The following is a 13,726-nucleotide window of genomic DNA, read 5'->3' on the forward strand; positions in this document are numbered from 1 at the left end:
TGCTTTCTGGTGACGTTTTGTATTCCCTTTGCTGGCTTTGATACAGCAAAGTAATAGGAGTGTAGTACAGAAGTAACAAAAAGGAACATTAGAGGGCAGATCGGGCCAGAGCTACGCCAAACGCCTGATCTGTCAGCCTTTTATTTTATGACTATGTTGCCAACAAGGGGTGAGCATCTCCTGTTTGTAACCACTCTGTAACTGACTCGGCAATGGCCAAGCATGAAGTAAGGCCTGGGCTCTCTATGCCAAATAAGTGTAAATACGGAGATGGGTCGTTGTTATGACTCACACAAAGCTGAAAGTCGGCTGCCGTCATGCTTGGCCCTGCTAGTTTTGGGCGAATGCCGCTGTAGTCGGGCTGCAACCTGCTGACATCGATGCCGGGTAAATAGCGCTTTATAGCCTGGCCGAAGGCGGTGGCCTGGCTGGGGTCAACACGGTAATCACTGCGACTGTCTTGATAGTGAGCATCTGGGCCAAAGCGCAGTTGGCCAGCCATATCTAATGTGGCATGAATGCCCAGTCCTGCTAGTTGGGCGTCGGGCATAGGGTACACTAAGGTGTTCACCGGGCTCTTTCCTTGATAGCTAAAGTACTGACCGCGACAAGGGTAGAGTGAGGGAATTGCGCGGCTATCCAACCCCGTTATCTGAGCCACTTGCTGTGCATAAAGGCCGGCACTGTTAATCAGTGTGCGACAGCTAAGTTGAGCCTCTTCACCGGCGCTGTTGAGTTGTAACGTCCAGCCATTTGGCTGAGCTTTAGCCCCCGTGAGCTGACAGCGATAGTGCAGAAATGCCCCTTGCTGAGTTGCCAACGCTTCCAGTTGCTGTAGCAGTGCGTGGCTATCAATGATGCCGGTGGACGGTGACAGCAGAGCTGCGTGGGCTTCGACGGCGGGCTCCAGATGTTGCAATTGTTGCCGGTTTAGCTGTTGTAGTTCAACGCCTATTGATTGGGCATGCTGTTGCAGTGCTTGCAATTGCTTAAGTTGCTCGGGCTGGGCGACCAAAAGTTTGCCAATACGCTGGTGGGGCACTTGGTAGCGCTTGCAAAAGTCGTACAGCAGCGCTTTGCCACGCAGACACCAGCGTTGCTTCAACGATCCATGGGGGTAATACAGCCCTGCGTGTATCACCTCGCTGTTTCTGCTGCTGGTCTCTTCACCAGCCCTGGCATGCTGTTCGACTAACAATACGCTATGTCGATCCGACAGATGCCAGGCCAGCGCCAAGCCCACGACACCAGCGCCAACAACGCAGATATCAAAATCGTGACTAACACTCATTTGCTGATGGTGCTCCCGTTTATCGCTACTGACTGTTTTATGAGCTGAAGGTTTTCTCGATTGTGCTGGCGCAGTACACTACGCGCCGCCCGAAATCAGAGAATCATTATGAACGCCGCCGAATTTGAAAGTATCGCTCTGGCTATTGGTATCCCGCTGCTCATCGGCTTTATGTTATTTATTATCTACGACTTGGCCAAACGCTCCAACGCCGGCAAGTGGGGCATGTTTGTGCTCTTTTTTGCATTAGGCCTTGGGATGCTGGGATTCATTGTGAAGACGGTGCTGGTTGAATTTATGGATCTGTAACGGCTTTACGCCTTCCTATTTTTGAAGCTATGGCACATTGTTGACTTTGTTGTCGTGCCATAGGCTGATATGCGCAATCGTCGGTGGTGGCTCTGCGTTTTGTTGTCTATACGTTAATTAAGGCTTGTAGACAGGCATTGCCTGCCTAGGATAGTGCGCTGCTAGCCGGTTTTAGGACGCCCCAATAACAATAATATTAGCGGGAGTGATTATGGCTCTTGGCGCTCCATTCTATGACGATAATCGGTCAGATGTTGCTCTGGTCCCAGTCCCTCGTAGCTTAATCGGAAATGCACAGCGGCCTGTGTTTATTGCCAATTTGCCCGATGATGCTGATTCTCTGGCGGGTTTAACGCCGCAAATTAAAGAATTAATTTTGGACTCTGTGCCGGTCGCCGACCTTATTTTGGCCCGCCAGGAGCGCTATCGCGATTGGCCACTCTATTTGTTTTTCGTTAATCCACGATTAAGTGCCAGCCACAATGCCTCCTTGTTAACCCGCTTTCTGTCTGAACAGCGGCATCAGCCAGGCTGTCTTGCTCCGATAGCCGCCAGTCATGCCGCTGTCGTGCATAGTTTTCGATTATTAGCGGCAACACCTGTCGATCACGACAGGTTCCAGCATACGGTATTGCTGTATTTGGGTGATACGGCCAATCAAAGAGCGATGCAGCGTTTTAGTCAGCAGCTGGGCATGGCGTTTCGCTTTCAAGCGCTTTACTGATCTGTGCCTTGGCCTGACTCCCTTGTGCGGCGTACACTGAAGGCCGTGACTAGGGAGTATATGAAGATGCCTAACGATACGCTAAAGCAACAATTGCAGCAGTTACATAGCACGCTGCAGCAACAGCCCGAGCTGAGTGATGAGGATCGTCAGTTAGTCAAACAAATAGCTCAGGATATTGAACGCTTGGGTGCAAAGGATGACGATTTAAATGATCGTATCCGCCAACAAGCAATTGAATTTGAACAGCAGCATCCTGCACTGGCGGAAGCCCTGCGCCAGGTGGTGGATACCTTGGGACGAATTGGAGTCTGACCATGCGACATATGCCGACACTCACGGAAGTCATGACGGCGTTTCCTGTTCACGTAGATGAGCAAGACTCCATAGCTGTTTGTGCTGACATCATGCGTGAACATCGCTGCCACCATTTACCCGTACTGAAGGGCCACGATCCCGTCGGTGTTTTGACCATTCGAGAAATAGAACTGGCGCGTCAGCCGGGTCGCAGTTCAGCAGAATTAACGGAGTTAACAGCCGGAGATCTATGCCGTCAGTTCGACAGTGTTGACCTGCATACTCGCTTGGACGTGGTGTTGGATTCGATGTCTGAGCAGGGGGAAGACGCCGTATTGGTCATGCGCAGTGGCCGTATCGCTGGCATTCTGACCAGTCAGGATGTCTGTCGATCCTATTCCCACTGGCTGAAAGAGACCTTTCTTCCGCCCGATGATCCAGATATTGCTTAGGGTTTTATTGCTCTCGATTGCCGCGCGACTAAATGGTCGTGACGCGGTCGAGGGCAATGTAACCGCAGCCATAATGCCCTGCATCTACAGTTAGCTCTGATCGATGATATCTATCATGTCAGCATCTTTACTTCGCTGCTGTCGCTTTTACGATTTAGTTTGCTGGCAAAAATAAAAAAATGTGCACCTTAATGGCACTTGGTGGCTGCTGAATGCTTGAATATGGCGCAGTCTCGGGGCATATAGGGCCGAAATACAGCGGAATACAGCAATTCTTGAATTGGTATGCTCCTTGCCATAGGGCTAGGAAGAGGGAGGAACATGCCATGAATAAAATCGCTGATCTCAATGCTTATCGCCACAACATGCCCGCCGATTCTGTTGCTGCACCTGAGTGGATGGATGCCGTTACTCAGATACTGGAACAGCGCGGCCAAGAGGATGAATGTCTGGAGCAGCTATTGCAGCTAACCGCACGCCATTGTCGTTTAAGCAATGTATCCGTTGCCGTACCGGAGGCCAGTCGGCGCTTTAAAGCACGCTACTGCACCACGGGCGTAGTAAACGGTGTTTATAGTTTGGCTGTGCAGCACGCGCTGTGTCGCCAATTTGAGTCGGGAGAATGGCTGGTCATTCGCGAAGGCCAAGAGCGGCCAGAAGGATTCGACCCCGTTTCGCAGGGGCTGATGGCACAGCACCGATGCTTATTGGTGCCAATAACACTGCGTCATACTGTATTGGCAGTCATGGTCATGGATGTACGTCAGCTGCAAGGTGCACTGGACAGTACCAGCATTCGCTATTTTGCTGCACAAATGGCCAATTTAATGGCGACTCAAATCGTGCCTAATTTTACTACCTTGTACGCACGTCCTTATCAACGAGTACAGGAAAACGAAATAGATGAGATTCGCTCGGCCATTGAGCGCTGCAATGGCAATAAAACCATGGCTGCTCGCGTATTGGGATTAACGCCACGGCAATTACGCTATCGCCTAGCCAAGCTCGAGGTTGTAACACCGTCATCATAGTGTCATCACCAGGCTGCCAGACTGACGGAATACTGATTTGAAGCTTGGTTATGAGTGCTCTTCGATTAGCCGTGGTTAGCGAAACGTTTTTGCCTGACGTGAATGGTGTGGCCAATTCGATTCAGGCCTTGCTGCAGGCGCTACCGCCAGAACGATTTGATGTGAGGGTCTTTAGACCGAAACCACGTCAGCCATGGCAACCGTTCCAGCAGGAATATTGGTGTCGTGGTGTGGCTATTCCAATGTATCCGGATTTGCAGTTGGGATTACCGAAATGGAACTGGTTTAAAAAACACTGGCAGCCATGGACACCCGATCTGGTGTATGTGGCTACTGAAGGGCCGTTAGGTTACAGTGCCATTCGGGAAGCTCGGCGGCGGCGACTGCCCTTAATAACGGCATTTCATACCAATTTCCACCATTACAGTGAACATTATCGTTTAGGTTGCCTTAGACATTGGGTTAGCCGATGGCTGGCTTTTTTCCATCGCCACGCCGATATCACTTTAGTGCCGTCTCATGATAGTGCGGAAAATTTATCCGCAATGGGCGTTAATAAAGTGCAGGTCTTGCCCCACGGTGTGGATTGCCAGCAGTATCACCCGAGCAAGCGATGTCAGGCATTGCGTTCTCAATGGAATGCGGAGTCGGTATGGCTCTATGTCGGTCGTATAGCGGCAGAAAAAAACATCCCCTTATTACTGCGCGCTTATCAGCATACAAAAGCTACCCATCCTGGGACTAAGTTAGTCATGGTCGGCGATGGACCGCTGCGTGACACCTTGATGCAACAATATCCTGATGTGTTGTTTACTGGCGTATTAACTGGAGAAACCTTGGCGCAATACTATGCCAGTGCGGACGCTTTTGTTTTCCCTAGTAAAAGTGAAACGTTTGGTTTAGTGACACTGGAAGCACTGGCTAGCGGTTTGCCTGTGGTCGCTTATGATCACGCTGCGGCCCGGCATTTTATTCGTTCGGGATTTAATGGTGCTTTAGCCCATGATGATTGTGATGATGATTTCATTCAAGCCTGCCAGCAATTAACGCATTATGACAATAGGGCCTTGGCGGTGCAGGCCAGAATAACAGCAGAGCAAAGCAGCTGGCAGCAAGTAGCCAAGCAGTTTGAACTTTTGGTCGAATCTTTAGTCAAGCCTCGATCTGCAGTCGAGGATAATGACCTTCGCTCTCTGGTATGAGCTTTGCAAACCTATTTCCAATATCTCATTGGGGAGTAGGTCATGGAGTTTAATCGACAAAATATTGCACTGTTGCAGAAGATCAAACGTCTGGCCAAAGAAGAGCAGGGAGCGGAAATACACTTCGATTCGCCGACGCTAGAGAACGACCTTAGATTACTGGTTAAAAGCGGCGTCAGTGCAGAGCTATTAGGTTTAATTGAAGAATTTTTGCCCACTAAAGAACCGGATACGGCCTTAACCCATGAACCTCGAGTTTATCGTGGTAGCCCTCAATTGGTAGACGATAGGCCACGTACCGCCAAACGAAATCAACGTGTGTATCGGGGACAAGTCGTGTCCGTCTAAGTGCACCGCCATAGAGCTTCTAGTGGCTCTGTGACATCTGACGGTGCAGCTGGCAGCACAGTCGCTAACAACTAAACTTTGGCAGAGTCTTTATATAAGAATCGATATGCCAAAGCGTCGCTTGAAACATTATCCGTTGGCTGTTCTGGTAGGGCTGCTATTAACCGGATTAACAATGGGATTGTTTTTACAGTCTGGGGGGCAATCGAATCACTGGCTTAGCCGGCTGGAGTACTTGTTATTCGATATTCGCTTCCAGTGGTTGGGTACCCCATTGGGGCCTCAATCAGATCATCGCATTGTCATCGTGGATATTGACGAGGCGTCACTGGCAGAAGTTGGCCGCTGGCCTTGGAGCCGGGTTGAACTAGCAAAAATTGTGGCTTCAGTCGCTGACGCGGGGGCAGCCGTCATTGCTTTCGACGTAGTGTTTTCTGAGCCGGAGAGAAACCCACTTGATGACGCTCTGCAGCGCGCAGAGCAACAAGGGCATAACTTTGTTTTGCCTGAGTGGCGCGATGACATTGATGCCGACAAACAGTTTGCCGCCAGTCTCGGGATGATGGATACCGTACTTGGGTTCTTTTTCCTAGATCAAGCGTTGACGAATGGAACCGTCCCTATGCCAGTTGAGCTGTGGTCAGAGGCTCAGGCTGAAAACATCATTCATATTGCCAAACCAGGCTATGCAGCCAATATCTCTACGCTACAGAATTCGGCCACTCATGCGGGCTTTGTGACCACGTTCGTGGATGGCGATGGCGTGGTACGACGTTCGCCATTGCTTATTGCTCATCAGCAGGCGGTTTATGCTTCGCTGTCTGTTGCCACTGTGATGACCTATTTACTTGCAGACAGTATTGAGATTGTGACGGTTCCTGTTGCAGAGCACGAGGCTATTCGTCATTTGGCGTTATTAGATAAGTACATTCGCACTGATGCGGCAGGGCGGGCTATCGTTCCTTATCAAGGAGGAAAGGGGACTTTTCCTTATCTTTCTGCCGCCAAATTGTTGCGTGGAGAGTATTCATTAGATCTTCTGGAAGGTGCCATTGTGCTGGTCGGTACGTCAGCACAAGGGCTGGCAGACTTAAGAACAACCCCACTGCAAACCCAGTATCCTGGTGTTGAAGTACATGCCAATTTGATTGATGGTCTGTTGAAAGGCCAGTTTCCATATCGGCCCGACTGGGAAGCAGGAGCAACCTGGACACAACTGTTATTGCTGGGCTTTGTATTGTCATTATGGCTGCCGCGATTGAGTCCAGTAATGACGTTATTGCTGTGTATCAGTTGTTTGTCTATTTCAATTGGATTGAATTATTACTGGTGGTACTACCAACAATTGGATATGCGTCAGGCGACTCCTTTGCTGTTGGTCTTAGCCTTGATGCTGGTGAGTCTTGGCGATGGCTTTCGGCGCGAATATTTATCGCGTCGGCGTTTACGTGGCATGTTTGACCAGTACGTACCGCCGGCTCATATTGAGCAAATGATGGACGATCCTCATCAATATCAGTTTGACGGTGAAAGTCGAGAATTAACCGTACTGTTTAGTGATATTCGAGGTTTTACTCAAATATCAGAGAAATTGAGTGCATCGGATTTGAAACGTCTATTAAACCGCTATTTTACGCCCGTCACTCGGCTGATCTTTGACCACGATGGCACTATAGATAAATACGTCGGTGACATGGTGATGGCTTTTTGGGGTGCTCCAGTATATGACCAAAAGCATGCCAGTAAAGCGGTAGCCACGGCCCTTGCTATGCAGTCTGTGACGGCTGCTCTGAGTCGTCGTTTTCAGCAGCAGGGGCTGCCTGAGGTCAGGATTGGTATTGGTTTAAATACCGGCGTTATGAATGTCGGTGATATGGGATCTGCGTATCGACGCTCTTACACGGTATTAGGAGATGCAGTGAATCTAGGAGCACGGTTGGAAAGTATTACCAAGTTTTATCAGGTGCCTATATTGGTTTCTGAAAGCACAAGCCTGCAGGCGAAGGAATACGTGTATCAATTTATTGACTGTATTCAAGTGAAGGGCAAAGAGGAGGCTGTGAAGGTTTTTCTACCGCTTTGCCATCGTGATCAGATAACGCCAGCGATACAGCAACAACTTCAGCAACAGCAACAAGCTTATCAATTGTATTTAGAGCGCCGTTGGCAAGAGTCGGAGCAGATGTTTTTGCAGTTGCAGCAAGAGTATCCAGACTGTGCCATTTACCCTATGTATGCCCGGCGCAGTAAAGAGCTATCTCTACTGCCACCGGATGAAAACTGGAAAGGTGTCTATCAGCATTCCAGTAAGTAACTAACGTTGATTAAGCAGAGGCCAGACAACGGCACCGTTGGCATTTGCTTCGTTCATATCTTTCAATGAGAAGGTGCCAACAAAGGCGTCAGCGTTAGGTGCTAACAATATGCCACTGAATTCACTGCTTTCAAGGTTGATTGCGCCATCACTGTTTTCTCCTCGCAGTAATGACATATTGACCAGAGCGGTATTACGATCATCCACTCGAATATTTCCGTCAAACTCAATCTTCCATCGATCTGAGACACCAAACAGTGCATCTAAGTGACCATTGGATATCTGGCCTGTGTCAAAATTCAGAGTGAACTGACCATCAACTTTGGTTAAATCTTGGCCTTTGCTGTCAAAGCCAGTCGATGCAGCACCAGCGGCGTCGGAGGAAAAGTCAACGGTGCCAAACAAACCTGCCAAATCGGAGGAGCGTATTGGAGTTGCACTTACCCACAGCACTTTGTCTTCACGAGTCTCAAACTTTGTCGGATCTGTGCTATCAACAAACGCTTTTACTGGCTGTTGGGTGGTGCCTGACCAAATGCCCCATTCAACTCCAGGCAATGGTTGCTCTATACCAGAGCTAGTGCCGTCAAAGCGAATCACTTCCCTGCGATTTTCACGATCGTTATGGACGTAAAATACTGGTTCACTGTTATCAGATTTGATGACAACCCCACCACGTTGATCGCCACCGCCAACCACAGCGCCTACGCGATCACTGGTTAACAGCTGTTGGTACTCCTGATCGCTCAAGCGTATATCAGCAGAGGTAGGTAAGTCAGGATCAACAGGATCAGGGTCGGTTGGTTCAGGATCAGTAGTATCGGGTTTATCGATATCCAAATCGTCAAAATCAGCTACACAATTGGCAATATCATTAGAATCACGGCAGTTGTCGACGTCTTCAATAATAATATCTAGGTCGGCAAGAGAGGTGATGTCGGTGCTGCTTTCAGAAACACTGGTACCTGTCTCTTCGACGCCAGGTACGTCGGCTAAGTCCCCAATGTCCTGAGCATCAAACCCATCTTCTGTATCCCTCTGAGTAGTAGCTTGTCGGTCTTCTGTAGACGAATGAGAGGCTAGTTTTCCATCATCCGAGGCTTCATTCAGCTCAGTATTGCCATCGGAGACATCATTTATAACTGCGGAAGGTGCCGCTTCATCCAGTTCAATGGTAGCCAAACTTCCAGCATCATTTCGTTGGGAATTCGAGCCTGAGTCCTGGTCCGAGTTATCTACACTAGCGGAGCTTTGCGAGCGATTCACTTGCTGATTTCTGGCCACCGGCGTCGATTCTTGCAACTCGGTCGGGGGCATCAACAGTCCACTAAACCCTTCACTGCTGAGCACTGCAAAGTTGAAATCTGCGCCAGCGCCCAGTTCAAATTGTCCCAACTCTGACGATAGGCCTATGCCTCCTTCCCATACACCGGCCAGTAGCTGCTGTTGCTGCAGTAATACGCTGTAAAGGGTGCCGCGGATACCAATGCTCGCAACGGGAGTTCTAACTTCGTAGTCGCTTTTATCGCCTTTACCAATAGAGCCTGTTAGGGTGCGAAAGCCACCTTCGATTAACTCCATCAGGATAGTTCCGCCTTCAGAGCTTTGGTTTACGTCATAGGTACTGATGCGCAGCTCGGTATTTGCCTTGAGAGCCAATAACGCGTTATCGATAAAGCGAATCTGCACCTTGCTGTCAGTGCCTGTACGCAGAACATCGGTCACATAAACAGAATCGCGGCGTTTCAATGTGCGTACTTCGCCCTCGGCCGAAATGGCTTCAGCTTGTCCGCGGACCATGATGACGCGTCCTGCTAGCTCAGCGGCTTGTACCGTAGAAGCTATCAGCAAGGTTGTTAGTAGGATGAATCTGTACATTCTGATAATCATGTTAGCCTCCTGGAAACTGCGTCAGAATGACAGCGCTATGCCGGTTTCAAACAGCGAACGTTGGTACTCGTAAACCGCAACGTTACTGCTACTATCAACCCAGCTCAATTGAAAGAAAAACCCCATCGTCGGTATTAATTGGCGACTGTAGCCCAATGCAAACTGCATCAGCTGCTCATCACGTTTGACACCAGGAGCAAGAAAGTTATTGTCTGGTAAAGGGTTCTTGTACTTCTGGTCTTGCAGCAGCGCCATACCATACCACTGAGATTGATGGCTGACTGCGTATTGGAAGTTCCAGTTGACGCCCATTGTATTGCGAGCCAGCGAATCTCCATCACCAAAATCAGAACTGAACGAGGCACGCAATTGCTGTCCGAATGATGAGTTACTAAAATTAATGCCTAACTCAAGCTCTGCCTGGATCAGGTCCAAAGCTGAATTGCGCTGATTGTTTTGTTTTTTAATGCCTGCAGTACTGGTCCATGCCCAACTTTCGTTTAACGCGGACATCCAATCAACGTTTGCCCCAAACTCATTCTGGTATGACTCTCCACCGAGATGATACTGGCGGTACTGGCCAGATAAACCAAAGGTGTTCCTGTCTCTCAGTAAGCGCCATCCCATATCGGCATAAACACTATTGAGGTCATAATCATCATTGAGGCCGTTGTCTTTGCGGCTAGCGCCAAAACGCACATCTATGCCACTGCGCTGGCTTAGGGGATGAATGTATTGAGCATGACCTCGCAACTGATAATACCCACTATCGCTGGCGCGTAGCTCTTTATTCAGTGTTGCAGTGACGTCGTTGCCATTCAGCTCAAAGCGAATGCGGTCTTCATCTGTTGCAGCGTTGATATTACTATCGTAACCAGCAGACAGGCTGACACCCGCTTGCCACTGAGGTTCACGGCGCTGGCGTCTTTGCTCAATACGCGTAAGAAATTGCTCGACTGTGCTGACAACCCCGCTTGGTGGTTGAGCATCCAACGCACGACGAAACTCTTTCTCGGCACCGTCAAGATTGTCCAGATAGAAGTGTGCCCGCGCTAGCTCAAGCCGGTAGCGAATGACATCTGGGTAGGCGCTGATCAGTCGTTCGAACACAAACAGAGCCTCTTGATAGTTGCCGGTTTGAGCGGCACTGAAACCATAATAAAAGTCAAATGATGGATCGCCTTCATATGCCAGTAGTTGCTGCTGTGCTACGGCATATGCTTGTTGATATTGTCCCTGCTCTACCGCCAGTCGCAACGTCACTAGCGGGTCGCTTGTTTGGACTTGTGGGGGCTGTTCATCGGCTTGGCTACTCAGTGCCAGGCCAAACAACAGAACAGCCGCTCCCAGCTTCTTCGCTGTGGTCAACAGTCCGTGGTTCATAAATCTCTATCCACAGTTGGAGAATACTTCATCTAAGTGTGCCTTGTTATTCCCGAAATGCCACTTTTACCGCACATTGACATCTTGTCTCTGCATCGGATAGCAAGGCCCGGGCCAATTCCATGATCAGTATAGGGGCTTTTGATGTGTGTCAAGTCTCGCCTCGCTCCCTTTTAGGGCCGGTAAACCCGTTGATCCAAATCAATTTTCACTTCACTGCACTTGTTATCTTGGCCTCAGATCGGCGGTCACTGAACCACAGTCTCCGCCAGCGGGAATGAACCTCGACGAGGGTGAGACTATGTTTGTGGATGAAGTGGTTGTATCTGGTTTAGTGATTGTAGCGCTTACCTGTGCTTTTTTCGGCGGAGTGTACTGGGCAATCAAACAGGACATCAGTAAACACGGCACCGGCGAATAGTTTTTAGCAATCCCGTCCACTGCTGCGCGCGCAGGCGTGGCAGTGTAGTTGTTTGATTCTGCGCTGAGTACCTTGCCTCTGGGCCCGGCAAATTTTGCCTGCGGCCCTTTTTTTGTTTTGTTACTCAATTCTTGCCTGTGGCACTGTATTATTGGCTTCTCAATTCTTGCCTGCGGCACTTTATTATTTTCTACCCAACTCTGCCTGTGGCGCTTTATTATTGGCTACTTAACTCTTGCCTGCGGCACTGTATTATTGGCTTCTCAATTCTCGCCTGTGGCACAGTATTATTGGCTTCTCAATTCTTGCCTGCGGCACTTTATTGTTTTGCGACTACTGATGCGCAGCCAATAGCATGGCGTCGATGCCTTCTCGTTGCAACAGTTGTTGCAGTTGCGCGAGTTCTTCTCCTTCCTTGATAGGTCCAATTCGCACTCTGTGCACGGTTACTTTTTGTGGACGTTGAAACTCAGTGATAGTCACTGGCCAGCGGCCATTTAGTAGCGTTTGAACCTTTCGTTTGAGGGTCTTTGCTGCGTCTGCTTCTGTTAGCGCTGCCAACTGCAGCCAGCGTTCACTATGGGACTGCGGAGGCTGTAGCACTTCAATACGGACAGGAGCGGTTCCTTGTTGATGCATATTAAGCTTGATAGCTGCAGCGTAGGATAAATCGATGATTCTACCTTGATGGAATGGGCCACGATCATTGACTCGTACCACCACGCTGGCTCCGGTATCGGTTCGGGTGACTCTTACATAGCTGGGCAGTGGTAGAGTTTTGTGGGCGGCAGTGAAGGCATAGACGTCATAAATCTCACCGTTTGAGGTTTGATGGCCGTGAAACTTCATACCATACCAGGAAGCAATGCCTTGCTGCTCAAACGGAAAAGCGTTTTGCAGCACCTGATAGCGCTGTCCCAGCACTTCATAGCTTGCAGGGTTGCCCAGCACGCTACGCGGCTCCGCCTTTGGCACTGGCTCAGGCTTTAGCTCAGCCGAGGTCGGTGGCGGGGTAAAGTCGTGCTGGTGTTGATAACGTGAGCTAGTACAGGCGCTGATGATGCTGATCAGCACCATCAGCACCATCAGCAGCACTCGCCTCATCGCAGTGCCTCGCTTAATTGATACACGGCCATGGCGTAAAGGCGGCTATGGTTGTAGCGGGTAATAACATAAAAGTTATGTGCCCCTAGCCAATACTCTGAGCCTTCTTGAGTTGTGAGCTGCATGAGCGTGGCACTGTCTTTGTCGCTAAATGCCGCAGGAACGCTCACACCTAATGTGCGCAACTCGCCTACCGTCCACTTAGGCTTGAGACTGGCATTAACCACATCATTGGGCAGCGCTTTAGAGACGGTAACTGCAGTCGTAATGGCCTCGCCGCTGCGCCAGCCATGGCGTTTAAAGTAGTTCGCAACACTGGCGATGGCATCGGCTGGGTTGTTCCACAAATCGCGTTTGCCATCAAAGTCACCATCGACGGCATAATTGCGAAAGCTGCTGGGAATGAATTGCCCATAGCCCATAGCGCCAGCGTAGGAGCCCTTGATGTCAGCCAAATTTAATTGCTCTTCTTCAGCGAGGGCAAAAAAGGCCTTCAACTCGCGCCAGAATAGCGGTCGTTTGGGATAGTCAAAGGCCAGCGTTGCCAGTGAGTCGAGTACCCGATAGCTGCCTTGGCGTTTACCATAGTAGGTTTCAACGCCGATGATGGCGGCGATGATGGCTGGGTCGACGCCATACTGCTGCTGCGCAGCCTGCAGTTGCTTGGCGTGGGTTTTGAGAAATTCTTTGCCTTGCTCAATGCGACTGTCGGTAACGAAAATCTTGCGATACTCATGCCACTCGAGGCGTCGCTCTGCGGGCCTAGCGATAGCTTCTAAAACGGAATCCATACGCTCTGCTTGTGCTAGCCAATGCTTAGCGGTGTCGGCAGAGATGTTGTACTCCGATTTCAGTTCCTGCGTGAACTGTTCAAACTTAGGGTGCTGATCGTATGCTGCCTGCGTGACAGGCGACAGCAACACGGCTCCCAATACAGCTGCCCGTACTCGCATCATTTTT

Annotated in this window: 14 protein-coding genes; 9 read left to right on the top strand and 5 right to left on the bottom strand. The window is 49.8% G+C overall.

Annotated features, from left to right (window positions below):
- Nucleotides 1-151: 151 nt before the first annotated feature.
- Nucleotides 152-1,291, bottom strand: a complete 1,140-nt coding sequence (locus tag AC55FS_RS05970; protein ID WP_496935156.1) for an NAD(P)/FAD-dependent oxidoreductase — start codon at nucleotides 1,289-1,291, stop codon at nucleotides 152-154.
- 108 nt (nucleotides 1,292-1,399) lie between these two features.
- Here AC55FS_RS05970 and AC55FS_RS05975 point away from each other — a divergent pair, with 108 nt between their 5' ends.
- From AC55FS_RS05975 to AC55FS_RS06010, 8 genes are all read left to right on the top strand, one after another.
- Nucleotides 1,400-1,600, top strand: a complete 201-nt coding sequence (locus AC55FS_RS05975) for a DUF2788 domain-containing protein (protein ID WP_496935157.1) — start codon at nucleotides 1,400-1,402, stop codon at nucleotides 1,598-1,600.
- Nucleotides 1,601-1,811: 211 nt separating this feature from the next.
- Nucleotides 1,812-2,324: a hypothetical protein gene (locus AC55FS_RS05980; RefSeq protein ID WP_496935158.1), complete on the top strand. Its 513-nt coding sequence runs from the start codon at nucleotides 1,812-1,814 to the stop codon at nucleotides 2,322-2,324.
- A gap of 66 nt (nucleotides 2,325-2,390) precedes the next feature.
- On the top strand, nucleotides 2,391-2,639 hold the full coding sequence (locus AC55FS_RS05985; protein WP_496935159.1) for a DUF4404 family protein: 249 nt from the start codon (nucleotides 2,391-2,393) through the stop codon (nucleotides 2,637-2,639).
- 2 nt (nucleotides 2,640-2,641) lie between these two features.
- On the top strand, nucleotides 2,642-3,073 hold the full coding sequence (locus AC55FS_RS05990) for a CBS domain-containing protein (RefSeq protein ID WP_496935160.1): 432 nt from the start codon (nucleotides 2,642-2,644) through the stop codon (nucleotides 3,071-3,073).
- Nucleotides 3,074-3,399: 326 nt separating this feature from the next.
- Nucleotides 3,400-4,104, top strand: a complete 705-nt coding sequence (locus tag AC55FS_RS05995; RefSeq protein ID WP_496935161.1) for a helix-turn-helix domain-containing protein — start codon at nucleotides 3,400-3,402, stop codon at nucleotides 4,102-4,104.
- Between the two features lie 50 nt (nucleotides 4,105-4,154).
- The gene (locus AC55FS_RS06000; protein ID WP_496935162.1) at nucleotides 4,155-5,306 is read left to right on the top strand and encodes a glycosyltransferase family 4 protein; all 1,152 of its coding nucleotides are present in this window, start codon (nucleotides 4,155-4,157) and stop codon (nucleotides 5,304-5,306) included.
- Nucleotides 5,307-5,348: 42 nt separating this feature from the next.
- The gene (locus AC55FS_RS06005; RefSeq protein ID WP_496935163.1) at nucleotides 5,349-5,654 is read left to right on the top strand and encodes a hypothetical protein; all 306 of its coding nucleotides are present in this window, start codon (nucleotides 5,349-5,351) and stop codon (nucleotides 5,652-5,654) included.
- 106 nt (nucleotides 5,655-5,760) lie between these two features.
- Nucleotides 5,761-7,968 (top strand): CHASE2 domain-containing protein, encoded by a 2,208-nt coding sequence (locus AC55FS_RS06010; RefSeq protein WP_496935164.1) that lies wholly within the window; start codon nucleotides 5,761-5,763, stop codon nucleotides 7,966-7,968.
- Here the strand turns inward: AC55FS_RS06010 and AC55FS_RS06015 are convergent, their stop codons facing one another.
- Together AC55FS_RS06015 and AC55FS_RS06020 are read right to left on the bottom strand one after the other, a co-directional pair.
- On the bottom strand, nucleotides 7,969-9,858 hold the full coding sequence (locus AC55FS_RS06015) for a FecR family protein (protein WP_496935165.1): 1,890 nt from the start codon (nucleotides 9,856-9,858) through the stop codon (nucleotides 7,969-7,971). It lies immediately after the preceding gene.
- 21 nt (nucleotides 9,859-9,879) lie between these two features.
- Nucleotides 9,880-11,241, bottom strand: a complete 1,362-nt coding sequence (locus AC55FS_RS06020) for a surface lipoprotein assembly modifier (protein ID WP_496935166.1) — start codon at nucleotides 11,239-11,241, stop codon at nucleotides 9,880-9,882.
- Nucleotides 11,242-11,542: 301 nt separating this feature from the next.
- Between AC55FS_RS06020 and ccoM the strand changes: the two genes are divergently transcribed.
- A complete protein-coding gene (ccoM, locus tag AC55FS_RS06025; RefSeq protein WP_496935167.1) occupies nucleotides 11,543-11,662 on the top strand; it encodes a cytochrome c oxidase subunit CcoM in 120 nt (39 codons plus the stop codon).
- A 333-nt stretch (nucleotides 11,663-11,995) separates the two neighbouring features.
- On the opposite strand, the gene AC55FS_RS06030 is transcribed toward ccoM, so the two are convergent.
- Together AC55FS_RS06030 and mltB are read right to left on the bottom strand one after the other, a co-directional pair.
- Nucleotides 11,996-12,766 (bottom strand): septal ring lytic transglycosylase RlpA family protein, encoded by a 771-nt coding sequence (locus AC55FS_RS06030; protein ID WP_496935168.1) that lies wholly within the window; start codon nucleotides 12,764-12,766, stop codon nucleotides 11,996-11,998.
- Nucleotides 12,763-13,719 carry a lytic murein transglycosylase B gene (gene mltB, locus AC55FS_RS06035; RefSeq protein WP_496935169.1) on the bottom strand — a complete coding sequence of 319 codons (957 nt, stop codon included), beginning with the start codon at nucleotides 13,717-13,719 and terminating at the stop codon, nucleotides 12,763-12,765. Before mltB ends, AC55FS_RS06030 begins: the two co-directional genes overlap by 4 nt.
- Nucleotides 13,720-13,726 lie beyond the last annotated feature (7 nt).

Source organism: Bacterioplanes sp. CLAM21 (assembly GCF_059641015.1).